The sequence below is a fragment of the Mesorhizobium sp. WSM4313 genome (genome assembly GCF_002294725.1).
GTDB lineage: Bacteria > Pseudomonadota > Alphaproteobacteria > Rhizobiales > Rhizobiaceae > Mesorhizobium.
On record NZ_NSFT01000004.1, the window covers coordinates 202,808 to 221,694 of the forward strand.

12 protein-coding genes are annotated in these 18,887 nt (G+C 64.6%); 7 read left to right on the forward strand and 5 right to left on the reverse strand.

The window, feature by feature from the left end; translation table 11 throughout:
• Window positions 1-31 precede the first annotated feature (31 nt).
• The 5 genes from CK219_RS11555 to CK219_RS11575 all read left to right on the forward strand — a co-directional run bounded on the left by CK219_RS11555 (window position 32) and on the right by CK219_RS11575 (window position 7,422).
• The gene (locus CK219_RS11555) at window positions 32-1,582 is read left to right on the forward strand and encodes a Do family serine endopeptidase (RefSeq protein ID WP_095766893.1); all 1,551 of its coding nucleotides are present in this window, start codon (window positions 32-34) and stop codon (window positions 1,580-1,582) included.
• Between the two features lie 199 nt (window positions 1,583-1,781).
• Window positions 1,782-2,456 carry a response regulator transcription factor gene (locus CK219_RS11560; RefSeq protein ID WP_095766894.1) on the forward strand — a complete coding sequence of 225 codons (675 nt, stop codon included), beginning with the start codon at window positions 1,782-1,784 and terminating at the stop codon, window positions 2,454-2,456.
• A gap of 8 nt (window positions 2,457-2,464) precedes the next feature.
• Window positions 2,465-3,943, forward strand: coding sequence for a HAMP domain-containing sensor histidine kinase (locus tag CK219_RS11565; protein ID WP_095766895.1), 1,479 nt, complete (start codon window positions 2,465-2,467; stop codon window positions 3,941-3,943).
• A gap of 12 nt (window positions 3,944-3,955) precedes the next feature.
• Entirely contained in the window at window positions 3,956-6,931 is a 2,976-nt protein-coding gene (locus tag CK219_RS11570; RefSeq protein ID WP_095766896.1) for a bifunctional [glutamine synthetase] adenylyltransferase/[glutamine synthetase]-adenylyl-L-tyrosine phosphorylase, read from the forward strand.
• 242 nt (window positions 6,932-7,173) lie between these two features.
• Window positions 7,174-7,422 (forward strand): hypothetical protein, encoded by a 249-nt coding sequence (locus CK219_RS11575; protein WP_095766897.1) that lies wholly within the window; start codon window positions 7,174-7,176, stop codon window positions 7,420-7,422.
• A 229-nt stretch (window positions 7,423-7,651) separates the two neighbouring features.
• Here CK219_RS11575 and CK219_RS11580 read toward each other — a convergent pair whose 3' ends face one another.
• Window positions 7,652-9,973, reverse strand: a complete 2,322-nt coding sequence (locus tag CK219_RS11580; RefSeq protein WP_095766898.1) for an ATP-binding protein — start codon at window positions 9,971-9,973, stop codon at window positions 7,652-7,654.
• Window positions 9,974-10,275: 302 nt separating this feature from the next.
• Window positions 10,276-12,921, reverse strand: coding sequence for an aminopeptidase N (pepN, locus tag CK219_RS11585; RefSeq protein ID WP_095766899.1), 2,646 nt, complete (start codon window positions 12,919-12,921; stop codon window positions 10,276-10,278).
• Window positions 12,922-13,131: 210 nt separating this feature from the next.
• Here pepN and CK219_RS11590 point away from each other — a divergent pair, with 210 nt between their 5' ends.
• On the forward strand, window positions 13,132-14,079 hold the full coding sequence (locus CK219_RS11590) for a DMT family transporter (protein ID WP_095766900.1): 948 nt from the start codon (window positions 13,132-13,134) through the stop codon (window positions 14,077-14,079).
• Between the two features lie 92 nt (window positions 14,080-14,171).
• Here CK219_RS11590 and CK219_RS11595 read toward each other — a convergent pair whose 3' ends face one another.
• The 3 genes from CK219_RS11595 to CK219_RS11605 form a co-directional block, all read right to left on the reverse strand.
• Window positions 14,172-14,981, reverse strand: a complete 810-nt coding sequence (locus tag CK219_RS11595) for a helix-turn-helix transcriptional regulator (RefSeq protein ID WP_095766901.1) — start codon at window positions 14,979-14,981, stop codon at window positions 14,172-14,174.
• A gap of 207 nt (window positions 14,982-15,188) precedes the next feature.
• Complete coding sequence (locus CK219_RS11600) at window positions 15,189-16,106, reverse strand: uracil-DNA glycosylase (RefSeq protein WP_095766902.1); 918 nt, start codon at window positions 16,104-16,106, stop codon at window positions 15,189-15,191.
• A gap of 203 nt (window positions 16,107-16,309) precedes the next feature.
• Window positions 16,310-16,948: a hypothetical protein gene (locus CK219_RS11605; protein ID WP_095766903.1), complete on the reverse strand. Its 639-nt coding sequence runs from the start codon at window positions 16,946-16,948 to the stop codon at window positions 16,310-16,312.
• A 227-nt stretch (window positions 16,949-17,175) separates the two neighbouring features.
• Here CK219_RS11605 and CK219_RS11610 point away from each other — a divergent pair, with 227 nt between their 5' ends.
• Entirely contained in the window at window positions 17,176-18,879 is a 1,704-nt protein-coding gene (locus CK219_RS11610) for an electron transfer flavoprotein-ubiquinone oxidoreductase (RefSeq protein ID WP_280950887.1), read from the forward strand.
• Window positions 18,880-18,887 lie beyond the last annotated feature (8 nt).

Below are 18,887 nucleotides of genomic sequence, written 5' to 3' on the forward strand. Positions count from 1 at the left end.
GCATCCACGTCGACAGAGGATAGGAAACCCCATGAATAATGCCCCCAATTCATTTGCCTCCACCCGAAAGCGCCTGATGGCGGCTGCAGCGTCCCTGGCCGTTATCGGTGCGGTCGGCGCGGGCGCGCTTGCCACCGGCACCGCCCCCGTGCTGGCCGATGCCGTGCGCGTCGAAGCCCCGCAGGTGCCGAGCTTCGCCGATGTCGTTGAGCATGTCTCGCCAGCGGTCGTCAGCGTCAAGGTCAAGGCCAAGATCCAGCCGACGGCCGACGATGGTTCCGACGATCAGGATGGTTTCGACAACCTGCCGGACAATCCGCAGCTGCGCCGCTTCTTCAAGGAATTCCGTGGCTTCGGTGACCAGGGTGGCCAGTTCGGCATGCGCCGCTTCGACCACCGCGACCATGGCAATGGCCAGCCGCGTCCGATCGCTCAGGGCTCGGGCTTCTTCATCTCCGAGGACGGCTATCTCGTCACCAACAACCACGTCGTCTCGGAAGGCTCGGATTTCAGCGTCGTCACCAATGACGGCAAGGAGCTCGACGCCAAGCTGATCGGCACCGATCCGCGCACCGATCTCGCCGTGCTCAAGGTCGATGGCGGCGGCAACAAGTTCACCTATGTCGACTTCGCCGACGATTCCAAGGTCCGCATCGGCGACTGGGTGGTCGCCGTCGGCAATCCGTTCGGCCTGGGCGGCACTGTCACCGCGGGCATCGTCTCGGCCCGCGGCCGCGACATCGGCGCCGGCCCTTATGACGACTTCATCCAGATCGACGCTTCGGTCAACCGCGGCAATTCGGGCGGTCCGACCTTCAACCTCAACGGCCAGGTGATCGGCATCAACACCGCCATCTTCTCGCCGTCGGGCGGCAGCGTCGGCATTGCCTTCGATATCCCGGCCTCGACCGCCAAGCAGGTGGTCCAGGACCTGATGAAGAGCGGCTCGGTCCAGCGCGGCTGGCTCGGCGTCGAGATCCAGCCGGTCACCTCCGATATCGCCGAGTCGCTCGGCCTGAAGTCGGACAAGGGCGCGCTGGTCTCGAGCGCCCAGGATGGCGGGCCGGGCAAGAAGGCGGGTATCGTCGCGGGCGACGTGATCACCAAGGTCGACGGCAAGGATGTCGCCTCGCCGAAGGAGCTCGCCCGCATGATCGGTGCATTCGCGCCGGGCAAACCGGTCGACGTCACCGTCTGGCGCAACGGCAAGGACGAGACGGTCAAGGTCGATCTCGGCACGCTGCCGGCAAGCGACAAGCAGGCTTCGAACGATGACAGCAACAAGCAGTCGGCGCCGGCGGCCAAGGCCGACACGCTGGCCGATCTCGGCCTGACCGTCACCAAGGCGGAAAAAGGCAAGGGCCTCGTGGTCACCGACGTCGATCCCGACAGCGACGCGGCCGACCGCGGCATCCAGCCCGGCGACGTCATCACCTCGATCAATTCGAACGACGTGAACACCACCGACGACGTGTCCAAGGCGATGACGGATGCCGCCAAGGCCGGCCGCAAGGCCGTGCTGATGCAGATCACCCGCGACGACTCGAATCGCTTCGTGGCGCTGCCGGTCGGCAAGGGCTGACATCGACTTTCAGCTTCCCCATGGCGGTATCAACACCCCCGAGCCGCCGTGGGGAAACATGGGGCCGAGCACGTAAGTCAGTCACCGTGTTTCGCTCCTGACGGCAGCGGGTTTCCCATCACCCGCTGCCGTTTTAACTTGAAGGCAAGACGATATGACTGCCCCTCAACCTTCCAATGAAATCGCGTATAACGGCTCCATGAAGATTCTCGTCATGGAAGACGATCGCGAGGCGGCGGACTACTTGCAGAAAGCCTTCGCCGAGGCGGGCCACACCGCCCATGTCGCCGGCGACGGCGAGACCGGCTTCGCGCTCGCCGATGCCGGCGACTATGACGTGATGGTGGTCGACCGCCTGATGCCGCGCCGTGACGGCCTGTCGGTGATCGCCGCGCTTCGCTCGCGCGGCAACACCACGCCGGTGCTGATCCTTTCGGCGCTGGGCGAGGTCGACGACCGGGTCACCGGATTGCGCGCCGGCGGCGACGATTACCTCACCAAGCCCTACGCCTTTTCCGAATTGCTCGCCCGCGTCGAGGTGCTGAACCGCCGCGCCAGCGCGCGCGAGTCCGAGACGGTCTATCGCGTTGGCGATCTCGAGCTCGACCGGCTGTCGCATTCGGTCAAGCGCGCCGGCCGCGAGATCACGCTGCAGCCGCGCGAGTTCCGCCTGCTCGAATATCTGATGCGCCATGCCGGCCAGGTGGTGACGCGCACCATGCTTCTGGAAAATGTCTGGGACTATCATTTCGATCCGCAGACCAACGTCATCGATGTCCACGTCTCGCGCCTACGCGGCAAGATCGAAAAAGACTTCGACAAGCCGATCCTGCACACGATCCGCGGCGCCGGCTACATGCTGAAAGGCGGCTAGAACCCGTTATGGCATTGTCCCTGCCGGCCATCATGAAGACGACGGCGGCCCGGCTTTCGGCGCTTTATCTTCTGCTTTTCGCGCTCTGCGCGGTGCTGCTCGTCCTCTACATGACGTCGCTGTCGGCGCGCATGCTGACCGCGCAGACGCAGGAGACCATCAACGACGAGGTGCTGGGCCTGGCCCGCGCCTATCAGCGCGGCGGCCTGCCGGTGCTGGTGCGCGTCGTCGAGGCCCGCTCGCGCCAGCCCGGCGCCAATCTCTATCTGATCGCCGACGCCAACGGCCAGATCTTGACCGGCAATGTGCAGAGCCTGGAGCCCGGGGTCATCGAGACCGAGGGCTGGACGACGGACCCGTTTTCCTACCAGCGCTTCGGCGAAGGCGAGCTCGATCGGCTGCGCAGCGGCGGTTCGGACCAGGCCACGCCTCCGGCCAACGAGGGCAACACTCCACAATCGACAGGTGAGAAGGGGCACAACGCCATCGCGCTGGTGCTGAGACTGCCCAACCAGATGATCATGCTGGTCGGCCGCGACCTCGGCGAGCCCGAGCGCTTCCGCGCCGTCATCAGCCGCGCGTTGACCCTGGCGCTTGGCATGATGGGTTTGGGCGGCATCCTGATCTGGTTCTTCGTCGGGCGCGCCGCGCTGAAGCGGATCGACAGCGTCTCGGACGCCAGCCGCCGCATCATGGGCGGCGATTTGTCCGGACGGCTGCCGGTCACCGGCGCCGGCGACGAATTCGACCGCCTGTCCGAAAACCTCAATTCGATGCTGGCCAGGATCGCCATGTTGAACGAGGGGCTGAAGCAGGTCTCCGACAACATCGCCCATGATCTGAAGACGCCGCTGACCAGGCTGCGCAACCGCGCCGAGGCGACGCTCGCCGGCAGGCACAAGACGGAGGAGTACCGCCAGGCGCTTGAAGGCACGATCGCGGAGTCCGACCAGCTCATCAAGACGTTCAACGCCATCCTGATGATCTCGCGCCTGGAGGCCGGCTACTCCTCGGAACAGACCGGTCCCGTCGATCTCGCCGCCACGGTGAGCGATGTCGTCGAGCTTTACGAGCCGGTGGCGGAGGAGGCGGGGGTTGCCCTGGAAACGACCGTGTCCGAGGCCTTCACGATCAACGGCAATCGCGAGCTAATCGGCCAGGCGTTGTCCAACATCGTCGACAACGCCATCAAATACTCGACCGACGCTGCCGAGGCGCCGAAAGTACGGGTGGTGCTGGAGCGCGCCGGCAACGAGATCAAGCTTGCCGTCACCGACAATGGCCACGGCATTCCAGACGACGCCGATCGCGCCCGCGCCACCGAGCGCTTCGTGCGCCTGGAAAAGAGCCGCTCGCAACCGGGCTCGGGTCTCGGCCTCAGCCTCGCCAAGGCAATCATGACTTTCCACAACGGCAGGCTTGATCTTTTACCCGCCAATCCCGGATTGTCCGTGGTCATGAGTTTCCCGTTGCGGGAGACGCATTGACAGCGCGGACAAATGGCGAAGAAGAAAATCGAATCCGAGTTCCGGCTTAGCCCGACAGTGGCGCTCCGCCCCCTTGATGCGGAGCATGCCCGGCGTAAATTGTCGGAAATCGCCGATGCCGCCGAGGAAGAGGGGCTTTCGCGCCTCGCCGCATTCCTGGCGGGCGAGGGGCCACTGCAGGACCTGCTGGCGGCCGTCTTCGACCTCTCGCCCTTCCTGCGCGATGTGGCGCGCCGGCGGCCATCCGTTCTCGACACGCTGTTCGACCGGACGATCGAAGCGCGGCTCGGCGCCGTCGGCGAAGCGATAGGCGGCGCGGCCAAGGTGGATGACGTCTCGGAATCGAGCCTGATGATGGCGTTGCGACAATGGAAGACCGAAGCGCATTTCCTGATCGCGCTGGCCGACCTTTCGGGCGAGGCGGAGACCTCGGTGACGGTGCGCCGTCTCAGCGATCTCGCGGATGCCTGCACAAAAGCCGCTGTCGATTTCCTGCTGCTCGACGCGCACCGCCAAGGCAAGCTCAAGCTGCCGGATCGGGCGGAACCGGCGAAGGGTTCGGGCTGGATCCTGCTCGGCATGGGCAAGCTCGGCGCGCATGAGCTGAATTTTTCCTCCGACATCGATCTCGTCGTCTTCTTCGATCCGGAAGCGCCGGCCGTCATCGATCCGCTCGACGCGACCGAGCTGTTCTCGCGCCTCACCCGCCGGCTCGTGCGCATCCTGCAGGATCGCACCGAGCACGGCTATGTGTTTCGCACCGATCTGAGGCTCCGCCCTGATCCCGGCTCGACGCCGCTGGCGATCCCCGTCGAGGCCGCACTTCGCTATTACGAGGCGCGCGGCCAGAACTGGGAGCGGGCGGCCATGATCAAGGCGCGGGCGGTTGCCGGCGACCTTGCCGCGGGCGCAGCCTTCCTCAAGGAATTGCAGCCCTATGTCTGGCGCAAATACATGGACTATGCGGCGATTGCCGACGTCCATTCGATCAAGCGCCAGATCCATGCCCACAAGGGCCATGGCGAGATCGCGGTCAAGGGCCACAACGTCAAGCTCGGCCGCGGCGGCATCCGCGAGATCGAGTTCTTCGTCCAGACCCAGCAGCTCATCGCCGGCGGCCGCTTCCCGGAGCTGCGCGGCCGCGAGACCGTGCCGATGCTAGCAGCGCTCGCCGCGCGCGGCTGGATCACCGCCGACGCACGCGACGCGCTCACGCGGCAATACTGGTTCCTGCGCCGCGTCGAGCATGCCATCCAGATGGTGGCGGACGAGCAGACGCATATCCTGCCGGAAGAAGACGAGGAGCTGAAGCGCATCGCGCTGATGCTGGGTTTTGCCGGCGAGGCGGATTTCACCCAAGCCTTCCGCGCCTCGCTGCAGCAGGTGGAGCGCCATTATGCGGCGCTGTTCGAAACTGCTCCCGAGCTTTCGGCCGGCGTCGGCAATCTGGTCTTCACCGGCGATGTCGACGATCCCGACACGCTGCAGACGCTCGATCGCCTGGGCTTCCAGCGGCCTAGTGACATCTGCCGTGTCATCCGCGGCTGGCATTTCGGCCGCTACCGCGTCACCCAGTCGGCCGAGGCGCGAGAGCGGCTGACCGAATTGGCGCCGGCGCTGCTCAAAGCCTTCGGCCAGACGCGGCGCGCCGACGAGGCGCTGATGCGCTTCGACGAGTTCCTCGCCGGCCTGCCCGCCGGTATCCAGCTTTTCTCGCTGCTGCAGTCGAACCCGGCGCTGCTCAAGCTGATGGCGACCATCATGGGCGCCGCGCCTCGGCTGGCGGCGATCATCACGCGTCGTCCGCATGTCTTCGACGGACTGCTCGATCCGGCATTGCTCACCGAACTGCCGGATCGCGCCTATCTCTCGGCCCGGCTTGCCGCCTTTATCGAAGGCGACCGCGCCTATGAGGATGTGCTCGACCGGCTGCGCATCTTCGCTTCCGAGCAGAAATTCCTGATCGGCGTTCGCCTGCTTGCCGGCTCTATCGATCCGGCGCGGGCGGGGCGCGCCTTCTCGGATCTCGCCGATCTCACCATCGAGGCGGCGCTCGACGCCGTGATCGCCGAATTCGCGCTGCGCCACGGCAGCATCGCGGGCGGCAGGGTGGCGCTGCTCGGCATGGGCAAGCTGGGCAGCCGCGAGCTTACGGCGGGTTCGGATGTCGATCTCATCCTGCTCTATGACCATGACACCGACGCCGAGGACTCCGACGGCGAGAAGCCGCTGGCGCCTTCGCATTACTATACCCGCATGACGCAGCGCCTGATCGCGGCCGTCTCGGCGCCGACGGCCGAAGGTGTGCTCTACGAGCTGGATCTGCGCCTGCGTCCATCAGGCAACAAGGGGCCGGTCGCCACGCATATCGACGCGTTCAAGAAATATCAGCGCCAGGATGCGTGGACCTGGGAGCACTTGGCGCTGGCACGGGCCCGCGCCATCGGCGGCGACGCCGAGCTCCGCGCCGAGCTCGAGACGGAAGTGGCGGCGGTACTGGCGCAGCCGCGCGACGCGGCCAAGGTCAAAGCCGAGGCCTCGGACATGCGTGCGCTGATCGAGAAGGAGAAGGCGCCGCGCGATCTCTGGGACATCAAGCTGATCCCGGGCGGGCTCATCGACCTGGAATTCATCGCGCAGGTCGCGGTCATTACCGGCGCGATCGAACCTGGCCGCCGGGTCACGGCGACTGCCGACATTCTGGCCCGGCTTTCTCCGGACTTCGCCGCAGCCGATATGCGTGAAGAGCTTGGCGAGGCCTATCGGCTCTATCTGGCGCTGACCCAGATGATCAGGCTTTGCCTCACCGGCGAGTTCCAGCGCGACGATGTCCCGCCGGGACTCTCGGATCTGCTGCTCGCGGTCACCGACCTGCCGGATTTCGCTGTGCTGGAAGCACATCTCAAGGAGATGTCGCGGAAGGTCAGGAGAGATTTCGACCGTCTGCTTCGTGCGGGAGCGTCGCCATCAACCGCATCGTTGCCATGAGATTCCCCAGGTGGCACATTAGCCACAGTTAATATTAATCGGCGATCCGGTCTTGCGCCAGTGGCAGAGGTGTCCCGTAATGGGTCAATAGGTCTGGCACCGCAATTGCACTGTCAGCAATGCCGGGGTCAACCATCACCCCGACGATGGGGGGCCCCGCCGCTTCGCAAATGGAGCGGCGGGTTCTTAACGGCTGATTTGAAAGCCGCCTAAATCGCCATGCATTGGGGCGCTGGGCAATTATGGATCTTCCGAAATTTTTGGTAGGCATGTTCACGACGTCATTCATCGTGGCGATCTGGGCTTACAACGAAACTGGTTCTGTCTGGGCGGTGCTTGGATGGGCACTCCTGGCCATGATCATTCTGCAGGTCGGATATATCGGTCTGGTCATCAGCTTGATCTATAGACGGGCATCGAAGGGCGCCGATGCCGATGCAAGTCCGGCATCTACAGCAGCAAATGATTTAAACCTTACCGGTCCAGTTTAGCGACCCGACAGTCCGTTGGGTTTGACTGACTGCCGCCCTGACCGGCCCGGGGCAAGCCGGAAGTGAGATGTCCAGCAGGACGGAGGGGGCGCTGTCCGCCGGAGCCTTTGGAAATTCCGCATTCTGAACTAGAGCAATTCCAGGAAAAGTGTGTGCGGTTTTCCGTTCGGAATTGCGTAAAAACAAAGAGCTAGAGCGGTTCGCCGTTTTCATGAAACGGTGAAACGCTCTAAGCCGCCGCCTTCACCGCGGACGGCGCCTTCTTCAGCGGAATGCGTACCGACACGATAGTGCCGACACCCTCGGTCGAACGGATCTTCAGCGCGCCACCCTGCAATTCGGCCAGCGAGCGCGAGATGGCGAGTCCGAGGCCTGAGCCGGTGTGGTTCTTGGAAAACTGGTTCTGCACCTGCTCGAACGGCCGGCCGAGCTTGCTCAGCGCCTGCTTGGGAATGCCGCAGCCATTGTCCTCGATGGTGAGCAGCAGGGCGCCCGACGTGTTGCGCGCCCTGACCGTGATCTTGCCGCCCTGTCCGGTGAACTTCACCGCGTTGGAGAGCAGGTTGATGGCGATCTGCTTGATCGCGCGGCGGTCGGCATAGAGCCGCATCGTATCGGCGATGCGCGTCTCGACATTGATCGACTTCTCCGCTGCCTGCAGCGAGATCACCCGCACCGTTTCCTTGATCAGCGGGCAGAGGTCGATCTCCTCGTGGTCGAGCGAGAACTGGCCCGCTTCGATCTTCGACATATCGAGGATGTCGTTGATGACGCCGAGCAGGTATTTGCCGCTGCCGTTGATGTCGGTCGCGTATTCCTCATAGCGCTCCGAGCCGAGCGGTCCGAACAGGCCCTGCTGCATCAATTCGGAGAAGCCGATGATGGCGTTGAGCGGCGTGCGCAATTCATGCGACATGTTGGCGAGGAATTCCGACTTGGCGCGATTGGCCGCCTCGGCGCGCTCGGTTTCCTTCATGTATTTGCGGTTGAGCTCGACCAGTTCGCTGGCGCGTTCCTCCTCGGCGCGCCGCGCGAGGCTGAGATCGTGGATCGTCGCCATCAGCCGGCGCTCGCTGTCGACCAGCTTTTCCTGATGCAGCTTTATCTGGGTGATGTCGGAGCCGACCGAGACCACACCGCCGTCGCGGGTCCTGAGCTCGTTGACCTGCAGCCAGCGGCCGTCGGCGAGCTGGCGCTCGAGTGTGATGCCGCCATGCGGCCCGTTGGCATTGGCCAACCTGCGCTCCGAGGCGAAGGCCAGCATTCGCTGCTCCAGCATATCGCGCGTCGCGCCCAGCACCACGTCGCGATCCGACAGCCCATTGTCCTTCTGGAACTTCGAATTGCACATGATCAGCCGTTCGGCGGCATCCCACAGAACGAAGGATTCGTTGATGTTCTCGATCGCTGTCCTGAGCCGCATGTCGGCCGCTTCCGAACGCAGCGCCAGATGCCGCTGCTCGGTGACGTCGACGGCGATGCCGATCAGCTGGATCTCCGGCGCCTCCGGGTCGATCACCTGGGCGCGCGCTCGCATCCATACCCATTGTCCGTCGGCGTGGCGCATGCGAAAGACCTGGTCGATATGGTCAATCTCGCGTTCGATGATGCGGTTGGCGAGCTCGAACAGGTCGCCGTCTTCCGGGTGGACGATCTCGTCGACCTCGCCGAAGGAGAGCATCGTGTCGCAGGGCTCATAGCCCAGCATGTCGTACATCGAGCGCGACCAGTACATCTTGCCGCGCACCATATCCCAGTCCCACAACCCGCAGCGGCCGCGCACCAGCGCCATGTCGATGCGCTGATGCGCTTCGAGATAGATGCGGTCCGCCGCCTGGGCGCGCGCCGCCTGGCCGAAATAGGCGTAGAGGATGACGATCAGCACGCCCGCCGTCAGCACGAACAGCGTGACGTTGAGCGACATAGACTTGCGCCAGCTGTCGAACACCGCTTCCTTCGGCACCAGCACTGCGGCCGCGTGTTTGCGGTCGCCGCTGAGGCTGACAGCGGCAAACCAATCCTGTCCGCCGGTGCTGACATCCATCACGCCGGCGCGGTCGCCGAACATGAACAGCGGCTGGCCGCCCAGTACGAGGCTGTCGAGCGTGCGGCCCTGCCAGCCCGTCGACAACGGCGAAACGGCGATGACCTTGAAGTTGGCGTCGGTGACGGCGAGCACATGGGCGCGGCTCATGGCGCCCTGGCGGCTGATGTTCTCCAGGAGGCTTGTGGCATTGACGCCGGCCGCGCTGGGGTCCGCGGTGATCGCCTGCGCCATCTGGCCGGCGGCGAGCGCCAGCACTGCCTTGGCGTCGCGCTCGATCTCGTCATGCTCGTTCATCAGCGACAGGAAGCGCAATGCCGCGATGACGATGAGGAAAACGACGATCAGCGCCGGGATCGACCGGCGCAGCAGCGGCTCGGCGGCCAGGAGCCGCTGATAGGTGGGTTCGGCGATCAGGCGCGCATTGCCGGCAAGTCCGTCGCTCCTTGCCTTGCGACGCGCAAAAGCCTTCCCTCCGGGCGCGCCCCACGCGTCCGCCTTGGCCATAAATGGCACTCCCCGATTTGCCGCATACTTGGATGATCCGGCTACGCCGCACGCCCCGAATCGCCATTAAAGAATCAAAGCCGATTCGCCTTGTCCAGAGGCGCGGGCGAAAAAGATTAAAAGTTGATTGAAATTCGTCCTTTTCCCTTCTCCCCCTGCGGGAGAAGGTGGATCGGCGCGATAGCGCCGAGACGGATGAGGGGTATTCCAGCGGAGCGAGGCGTAGGTGTTCCCTGGAGCCCCCCTCATCCGTCGCGTTCGGCGACACCTTCCCCCACAATAAGGGGAGAAGGCAAAAGGCGCTACGCCAGCGTCCGCTCGACGATATCGCGCAGATCCGCCGACAGGTTCTCAACCTTCGCCATGTCGAGCAGCGCTTGTCTGGCCTTGGCCTGGCGTCCAGGCTCCAGCGAGCGCCAGGAGCGTAGCGCCGTGGCCAGTCGCGCCGCCACTTGCGGGTTGCGCTTCTCCACTTCCAGCACCGTCTCGGCGAAGAAACGGTAACCTTCGCCGTCGGGGCGGTGGAAGCCGGTCTGGTTGGCGCTGGAGAAGGTGCCGATCAGAGAACGCACCCGGTTCGGGTTGGCGATCGAGAAAGCCGGATGTCGCATCAGCTCGCGCACCTTCTCGACAGTCTTCGCGCCGGGCACGCCGGCCTGGATCTGGAACCATTTGTCGAGCACCAGCGCGTCGCCGCGATAGCGGACCTCGAAAGCGGCCAGCGCTTCTTCGGCCTCGGCCGTGCCTGAATGGCGATGAGCCAGCACGGCGAGCGCCGCGGCGCGGTCGGTCATATTGGTGGCGGCGGTGAAGTGCCGCGCGGCGAGGCCCGCGCCGGCCGGCAGCAGCGAAAGATAGTCGAGCAGGGTGTTACGCAGGGCCCGGCGTCCGGCGCTCGCCGCGTCCGGACTGAACGGCCCGTTGTCGGCAAGCCGGTCATGGAGCGCCGCGAAGGTCTCGCCGTTTGCCTCGGCAATCGCCCGCGCCAGCGCCTCGCGCGCGGCGAAGACGGCGTCTGGATCGATGCCCTTGCCGATGTCGCGGGCGATGTCGGCTTCGCCGGGCAGCGACAGCGCCAGTGCCCGGTAGGCCGGCTCCAGCGCCTCGTCGCCGGCGATCCTGCCGGCAAGCTCGGCGAGCCGTGCCGCGAAGGCCGGCTCCCTGCCGCCGAGGATCTGGCGGAAGGCGACGATCAGCGCGTCGGTCAGCAGCGTGTTGAACGCCTGCCAGCGCGCGAAGGCATCGCTGTCATGCGCCGCGAGGAAGAACTGGTCGTCGGCCTTCTGCTGCACGGAAAGCGTGATCGGCGCCGAGAAGCCGCGGTTGAGCGACACCGAAGGCCGTTGCGAAATACCCGAGAAGCGTACCGTGTGCCGGCGCTTGCGGATATGGATGACACCGTCATCCACCGTTGCGCCTTCGACGGCCGTCCAGGTGACGGGCTTGCCATTGGCGCCGACCAGGCCGAAGGCCAAGGGGATATGCATCAGCCGCTTGCGGCTTTCCGACGGCGTCGGCGGCACCGACTGCTCGATCTCCAGGGTGAACTCCTTCGCCGCCGCATTGTGCGTGGAACTCACCGTCAGGTTCGGGGTGCCGGCCTGGTGGTACCAGAGCGCGAATTGCCCAAGGTCTCTGCCGGAGACGTCCTCGAACACTTTGAGGAAATCTTCGATGGTCGCCGCCTCGCCGTCATGCCGCTCGAAATAGAGGTCCATGCCGGCACGGAAGGTCTCCGCGCCGAGGATGGTGCGGATCATGCGCACCACTTCCGAGCCCTTCTCGTAGACGGTCGCCGTGTAGAAGTTGTTGATCTCGCGGTAGCGGCGCGGCCTGACCGGATGCGCGAGCGGCCCCTGGTCTTCCGGGAACTGGTGCGCGCGCAGCGTGCGCACCTCGGCGATGCGCTTCACCGCCCGCGAGCGCTGGTCGGCGGAGAACTCGTGGTCGCGGTAAACCGTCAGCCCTTCCTTCAGGCAAAGCTGGAACCAGTCGCGGCAAGTGATTCTGTTGCCGGTCCAATTGTGGAAATACTCATGCGCGATGATCGCCTCGATATTGGCGAAGTCGGCATCAGTCGCAGTCTCCTCGTCGGCCAGCACATATTTGTCGTTGAAGACGTTGAGGCCCTTGTTCTCCATGGCGCCCATGTTGAAGTCGGATACGGCGACGATGTTGAAGACGTCGAGGTCGTATTCGCGGCCGAAGGCTTCCTCGTCCCATTTCATCGAGCGTTTCAGCGCGTCCATCGCGTAGCCGGCAAGCCGTTCCTTGCCGGGCTCGACATAGATGCCGAGCTCGACCTCGCGGCCGGACATGGTGGTGAAGCTGCCAGCCACCTTGCCGAGCGCGCCCGCCACCAGTGCAAAAAGGTAGGAGGGTTTGGGGAAGGGGTCGTGCCAGACCGCATAATGGCGTCCGTCGGCGAGCGCGCCGCGTTCGACGGGATTGCCGTTTGAAAGCAAAAGCGGCGCCTCGTTGTGCGGCGCTTCGATGCGCACAGTGTAGACCGACAGGATATCGGGACGGTCGAGAAAATAGGTGATGCGGCGAAAGCCTTCGGCCTCGCATTGCGTGCAATAGACGTTGCTGGAGCGGTACAAGCCCATAAGCGCCTCGTTGCGCGAAGGCGCGATCTCCGTCTCCAGGCGGAGCTCGAAACGCTGAGCCGCCGACGGCTTCAGAATCGTCAGCCTGTCCGGCGTCGCCTCATAGTCGCCGGCTGCGAGCGCGTGCCCATCGATGGCGACGCCGAGCAGTGTCAGCCCGTCGCCGTCGAGCACCAGCGGCGCCGAGGCGGCGACGCCCTCGCGTCGCTCGATGGTGAGCAGCGCGGTCACATGGGTCGCGTCCGGCGACAGGCGAAAGTCGAGGCTGGTCCTCGGGATGAGATAGTCGCAGGGGCGATAATCTTCGAGCTTGAAGACATGGCCGGTATCTGTGCGCATTCCTTGAGCTTTTCCTGTCGAGGCGGCCAGCCGGCCTGGCTGGTCCAAGAATTTTGAGGGTGCGCGCTCTTTACACGAAACGGCCACTCGACAAAACTGCGGCATAGCTTGTGTTTCGCAATTCCGGACGGAAAACCGTTACACACTTTTCCTGGAATTGCTCTTGGCCTATTTCGCGGCTTCGTTTCCCGACCATCAATACGAGGCAAGATGACCGTCGATCATGCCGTCGGCCACAACACGCTGCGCGGCATTACGCTGAAGATCGTCTCGGTGACGGTCTTCGTTGGCATGCAGACCTGCATCAAGGCGGCCGGCGACGTGCCCGCCGGACAGATCGTCTTCTTCCGCTCCTTCTTCGCCATCTTCCCGATCGTCGCTTTCCTGGCCTTCAAGGGTGAGCTCGCCACCGCGTTCACGACCAGGCGGCCGTTCAACCATATCGCGCGTGGCGTCGTCGGCGTCGGTGCCATGGGGCTCGGCTTCTTCGCGCTGACCAGGCTGCCGCTGCCGGAGGCCATCACGCTAAACTACGCCCAGCCGCTGCTGGTCGTGGTGTTCTCCTCTGTCTTCCTGGGCGAGACGATCCGCGTCTACCGCTGGAGCGCGGTTGCGGTCGGTCTTGCCGGCGTGCTGATCATCTCCTGGCCCGAGCTGACGCTGCTCAATTCCGGTGAAAGCCTCGACGACCAGGAGCTGCTGGGCGTCATGGCCGCGCTGATCGCCGCCGCGATTTCGGCGGTCGCCATGCTTCTGGTGCGCAATCTCGTACAGACGGAGAAGACGGCGACCATTGTGCTGTGGTTCTCCTCGACGGCTTCGGTGTTGTCGCTCTTGACGCTGCCCTTCGGCTGGCAGGCCCTGACGCCGATGCAGGCCGCGCTTCTCGTCTTCGCGGGCTTCTGCGGCGGGCTCGGCCAGATCCTGATGACGGCGGCCTACCGCCACGCCGAAGCCTCGGTCGTGGCGCCGTTCGAATACACCTCGATGATCCTCGGTGTCGTCGTCGGTTATTTCGTCTTCGGCGACGTCACCTCGCTCAACACGCTAATCGGCGGCGTGATCGTGGTCGCCGCCGGCATTTTCATCATCTGGCGCGAGCGGCAGCTCGGCCTGGAGCGCACGCGCACCAGGACGGCCGCGCCGCCGCAGGGGTAGTTCCGTTGCGTGAATCTCATGCGCCGAGTTCCTTCACACCCCCCTCTTGCCGGCAGGACAGAAGCGAGTGCTGTCCCGTCAGCATTACCGGTTTAGTCCGCACCCCGCTCCTTCGCCAGCCGCACCAGCACCGCCCGGGTCTGCTCATCCGCAGGGAAGAAGGACTCGATCGCCAGCTCCGACAGTGTGACGTCGAGCGGCGTGCCGAACACGGTGATCGTGCTGATGAAGGACAGCACGGCATCGCCATGCGCGAGCCGTAGCGGATGGACGATGCCGCTCGGCTCGACGGGTGCGGGCCGGCTGCTTCTCAGGCCCGACGGATAGGCGCGCAACTCTCGCTCCAGCTCAATCAGCACCGGGTCGCCGGTGGCGTCGTTCTGGTGCTTGAGCCGCTCCAGCAGATGCGCGCGCCACTCCGCCAGATTGACGATGCGCGGTGCCACGCCGTCCGGGTGCAGGCTGAGCCTCAGCACATTGACCGGCGGCGTAAGCAGGGACGGCTCGGAAATATCGGCAAGGAACGGGGCGATCGCGCCATTGGCGGAAATAAGGTTCCAGTGCCGGTCCACCGCCAGTGCCCGAAAGGGCTCGTGGCCCTTGAGCACGGTCTCGACGGCGGCAAGCGCCGGCGCCAGCGTCGCATCGGTCAGCGGCTTTTCGCTGAAGCTCGGCGCGAAGCCGGCGGCAAGCAACAGTTGATTGCGTTGGCGCAGTGGAATCGACAGCTGCTCGGCCAGATGCAGAACCATGTCGCGCGACGGCTGGGCCCGGCCGCTTTCGACGAAGGAGAGATGCCGCTGCGAGATATCGGCCTCCATGGCGAGGTCGAGTTGGCTCATGCGCCGCCGCGTGCGCCATTCGCGGATCAGGCTGCCGGCGGAAGGTTCGGATGTGGTCATGGGAGAGGAGTAGGGCGGCGAGGGAGGCAGTTCAATTACCTGGGAGGTCATAGCTCCACCTTCTCCCCTTGTGGGAGAAGGTGGATCGGCGCGCAGCGCCGAGACGGATGAGGGGTGTTCCAGCGGACTGAGACGCTGGCATTCCCTGGAGCACCCCTCATCCGCCCTTCGGGCACCTTCTCCCACAAGGGGAGAAGGAAAAAGTGCTCACGCCAGCCCCTTCAACTTCGCCTTGACCTCGAGAAAATCCCGCCATGCCAGCTTCTTGTGCGCCGGCGTCCTGAGCAGATAGGCCGGGTGCAGCGTGGGCATCGCTGGAATGGCTATGCCCGATGCGGTCGTGTGCACCCGCCAGTTGCCGCGCAGCCGCAGGATGCCCTCGGTCGTGTTAAGCAGCGTCTTGGCCGATGGGCCGCCGAGATTGATCAGCACCTTGGGATTGACCAGTTCGATCTGCCTTTCGATGAAGGGCCGGCAGATCTCGGTCTCGTGCGGCGTCGGCGTGCGGTTGCCCGGCGGCCGCCACGGAATGACGTTGGCGATATAGGCCGAGTTGCGGTCGAGGCCGATCGCGGCCAGCATGCGGTCGAGCAGCCGGCCGGAGCGGCCGACAAAGGGCAGGCCTTCAAGATCCTCGTCTCTGCCCGGCGCTTCGCCGACCAGCATCAGGTCGGCGTTCGGATTGCCGTCGGCGAAGACCAGGTTCTTGGCCGTGAATTTGAGATTGCAGCCGTCGAAGCCGGCCATGTGCTGGCGCAGTTCCTCGAGCGTCGAGGCGCTTGCGGCCAGTTGCCGGGCAAGCAGCGCCTGCGCCTCGTCGGGGACGGTGGCGGCCGGTATGCGCGCTGGAGCGTCCGGAATATTGCGCGCGTCGAGACCGGATGATGGCGTTGCCGGCACGGACGCCTGGGGCCGCTCCGGGACCTGCCCGGATGCCGGGCGGCTCTCGGGTCTTGCGTCGCGAGGCGGTGCGGCTGGCGCAGGCCTGCGTTCGGCCGACTTCGCCGCCGCTTCGGCAAATCGGTTGATCGGCGCGTCTTCCAGCGCGTCGTCGACGCCGGCGCTGGCATAGAAGGCGAGCAGTTCGGCGATCTCGGCAGGTGTGCTGGGGGAGGCGGCAGTCATGGCGCCACCATTGTCCGCGCGGCGCCGATTTGCAAGGTTAAGCCACGTTCGCCTGTATTGGAGCATGTCGAGATTCAGGTCAGGCCGAGTCGAAAATGGTGGTTTCCGAGAACCGGAGCGGAGCGTACTTTTCGTACGTGAGCACCGGAAGCGCAGGAAACCGCCATTTGCAGGCCGGCATTCACCTGAATATCGATATGCTTTCACCCAGTGGGTATGCGCGGATCCTGCACGATGTAAAACGTCCAGCGCGGCGTATAATCGGTGACCAGAAAATCGAAGGTCGCCGTCTTCAGCGGGTCGATCTTGCCGTTGCGGAACAGCAGCCGGTCATAGGGTTCGAACCGGCGGTCGAAATCGGCGAAATTGCTCGACCAGATGTTGTCGGGCGTCTTGTTGCGCTGGTCGAAGGACAGGCCGTCGCCGAACACGCTCGGCTGGTCGAGGATTTCCTGCAGCTCGAACTGGAATTCCACCCAGGGCAGCGCGCTGTTGTTGAGCACGTCGATGCGCATGTACATCACGCCGTTGGCGACCTCGCCGGCCTTGCCGAAGGGCTCGATCGGCTTGGTCGCGCGGATCGTCAGCGTTACCGGCGTCGCCGTGTTCAATTCCTCCCTGATGACCAACGGGTCTTCCTTGGTGCCGATGCCAGACGCCCCCGTGATGCGGAAGCCACCCAGCTCGTCGGAGAAGGAATAAGCGCCGGTCGCCCAGACCTTCACCGGATCGGCTTCCGCCGGAAGGGTCAAAAAGAGGAGCGGAAGAACCGCGCGCCAGGCCATGCCTGGCGTGAAGAGTAAGCGCTTCGATGGAAAGCCGGCTGGCTCTGGACTGCGCATGATGCAAAGTATTGCCGATAACCAAGCCGTCGAACAATTAAAAACACGCGGACGCGGCCTGGCCTTCCATCCAATTGGCGCTGGCCTATGCTTGGCCATGGCCTGCGCGGCGACTGTTTCGTAGGGAAAACCGCGACTTTTTGTCGAAATCGGCATTGTCACGTCAGCGCCGGTTTCGCGTCGCGAATTGATGCGCTATGCAGCGCATGAGCCAGCACAATGCGAGAATGCGGCAAGCTATAGAGGGGTCGATGAGCGATATCGAACGCGAAAGCATGGAATTCGACGTGGTGATCGTCGGCGCTGGTCCCGCCGGCCTTGCCGCCGCGATCCGTCTGAAGCAGCTCAACCCGGACCTTTCCGTCGTCGTCCTGGAGAAGGGCGGTGAGGTTGGCGCCCATATCCTCTCCGGCGCCGTCGTCGACCCGATCGGCATCGACCGGCTGCTGCCCGGCTGGCGCGAAGAGGAGGGCCATCCGTTCAAGACACCGGTGACGGACGACCATTTCCTGGTGCTCGGGCCCGCCGGTTCCTTCCGCCTGCCGAACTTCCTGATGCCGCCGCTGATGAACAACCACGGCAATTACATCGTCTCGCTGGGCAATGTCTGCCGCTGGCTCGCGACCAAGGCCGAGGCGCTGGGCGTCGAGATCTATCCGGGTTTTGCCGCGGCAAGCCTCGTCTACAACGAGGCCGGCGCCGTCACTGGCGTCATCACCGGCGACATGGGCGTCGAGAAGGACGGCACGCATGGCCCGGCCTACGCGCCCGGCATGGCGCTGATGGGCAAATATGTGCTGATCGGCGAAGGTGCGCGGGGCTCTTTGGCCAAGCAGCTCATCGCCAAATACAAGCTTTCCGAAGGCCGCGAGCCCGGCAAATATGGCATCGGCCTCAAGGAGCTGTGGCAGGTCAAGCCCGAGAACCACAAGCCTGGTCTCGTACAGCATTCCTTCGGCTGGCCGCTCGACATGAAGACCGGCGGCGGCTCCTTCCTCTACCATCTCGAGGACAACCAGGTGGCGGTCGGCTTCGTCGTCCACCTGAACTACAAGAACCCGTATCTGTCGCCCTTCGAGGAATTCCAGCGGTTCAAGACCCATCCGGCAATCGCCGGCACCTTCGAGGGGGCCAAGCGCATCGGCTACGGCGCACGCGCCATCACCGAGGGCGGCTGGCAGTCGGTGCCGAAGCTTTCCTTCCCCGGCGGCGTGCTGATGGGTTGCGCGGCAGGCTTCGTCAACGTGCCGCGCATCAAGGGCTCGCACAATGCGGTGCTCTCCGGCATGCTGGCGGCCGAGCATGTGGCCGGGGCGATTGCCGGCGGCCGCGCCAATGACGAGCTCGCTTCCTACGAGGAAGCCTGGCGCGGCACCGATATCGGCAAGGACCTGAAGAAGGTGCGCAACGTCAAGCCGCTCTGGTCGCGCTTCGGCACCATTGTCGGCGTCGGCATCGGCGGTCTCGACATGTGGCTGAACACGCTGTTCGGCTTCTCGCCTTTCGGTACGCTGAAGCATGGCAAGGCCGACTATGCGACGCTCGAACCCGCCGCCCAGCATCAGAAGATCGCCTATCCGAAGCCGGATGGCGTGCTGACCTTCGACCGGCTGTCCTCGGTGTTCCTGTCGAATACCAACCATGAGGAAAACGAGCCGGTGCACCTGATCGTCGGCGACATGGCGCTGCAGCAGCGTTCCGAGCACGATGTCTTTGCCGGTCCCTCGACCCGCTATTGCCCGGCCGGCGTCTATGAGTGGGTGGACAAGGACGGCAACGCCGCAGCTGACCCGTCGGCCAAGGATGTGCGCTTCGTCATCAACGCGCAGAACTGCGTGCACTGCAAGACCTGCGACATCAAGGATCCGAACCGGAACATCAACTGGGTGCCGCCACAAGGCGGCGAAGGCCCGGTTTACCAGGGCATGTGATCCGCTCC